Source organism: Pseudomonas lactucae, assembly GCF_016937615.1.
GTDB lineage: Bacteria > Pseudomonadota > Gammaproteobacteria > Pseudomonadales > Pseudomonadaceae > Aquipseudomonas > Aquipseudomonas lactucae.
Window position 1 is genome coordinate 1 of the sequence record NZ_JAFHKI010000165.1, and the last position, 1,529, is coordinate 1,529.

General features: G+C 58.7%; 1 pseudogene. It reads right to left on the reverse strand.

Annotation, left to right across the window (positions count from 1 at the left end):
* Nucleotides 1-1,529, reverse strand: a pseudogene (locus JWR98_RS25685) (type IV secretion protein Rhs); the annotation flags it as partial.

The following is a 1,529-nucleotide window of genomic DNA, read 5'->3' on the forward strand; positions in this document are numbered from 1 at the left end:
CGGTCGTAGGCGTAATCGACTGTGTTGCCGTCGGGGAGGGTTTTTCTTACAAGGCGTCCAGCATAGTCGCGCTGGTAACGGGTAATGAGCTGACGACCGTCGTCGCCGTGTTCGGTTTTTTCCTGGAGGTTGCCGTTGAGGTCGTAGACGTAGGCGGTGCGCTGGCCGTCGAAGCCGATTTCCTGTTGGATCAGGCCGTTGGGGTGGTAATCCAGTCGGTAGATTTCGCCGATTTCGTTTTCGATTTCGGTCAGCAGCAGTCGAGCGTTGTCGTAGCGGTATTTGACCTGGCTGCCGTCGGCGTTGATGCGGCGGCTGATCAGGTGCAGGCCGTCGGCGTATTCGTAACGGGTGACGTGACCGAGTTCGTCGCGTTCGGCGGTGATTTTTCCGTAGGGGTTGTAGCTGTATTCGCGGGTTGCGCCGCCCGGCAGCACGATTCGAATCAAGCGGCCGACGCTGTCCCATTGGTATTGGGTTAGCGCGCCCTGTTCATCCTCGCGGGCAATCTGGCGGCCTAGATCATCGTAGCGATAGCGCTTGATGCCTCCATTGGGCAGTTGCTCTTCAAGCAACTGGCCGCGTTCATTCCAGATCAAGCGATGACAGCTGTGATCGGGATACCAAACCCCAATCAACTGCCCATATTTGTTGTAGCTGTAGTCCGAAACATGGCCGTCTGGATCGGTCCTACGCGTTACGTCACCCTGATCGTTACGCTCGTATTTCCAGACCGCCTCCCCACGTCTTACAACCCGTACGAAGCCATTGTCATGCTCGTAGGACGTCGGCTCATCGTCCCCCGGAAACACCGCCACCAAACGTCCGGCGTCGTCGTATTGATACGCCGTCACCGCGCCCAGCGGATCCTGCTCGACCGTCAGCCGGCCTTTAGCGTCGTAGGATTTAAAATGCTGGGCACCGTCTGGATCAACACGCTGCACCAACCGTGCGCGGTCATCGTGGACATACACTTCCTGGCTACCGTCGGTGTTATGCACGTCCACACGGCCGTCATCACCCCAGACATACCGCGTGTCCATCTGCGAAAAACTGGCCCAGTGCCGGACACAGCGGGCCGCCTTGCCAGCTCTTTCCCACTCCCAAAAGAAACTCGCCCCACCGGCCAAGCCCCGTTCCAGAATGACGTGCTGCTCGTCGTACCGATAAACCTCGCTTTCGCCTACCGCATTGGTCGCCGAAACGAGTCGGCCCGAGTCGTCATAGGCGTAGGAAACAATGCTCTGCTCCGTCACCCATTCGTAAGGCTCATACCCCTTGGCCCGCTGAACCTGGTAATCCACCGCCACAATGCGGCCCAGCTCATAACGCAAAAACAGCGAGCCGCCGACGCCGTTATCCAACCGCTCAATACGGCCCATAAAATCCCGGGCAATCCGCAGCCGGTTGTCATACGCGTCACTGATCGAGAACAGCACGCCGTCGCGAAAGTGATAAAACCGCGATGCCTGGGCCAGCACCAACTCATCCGGCGAAGACCCCAAATAGATCGCCGCTTCGGCCAGGCT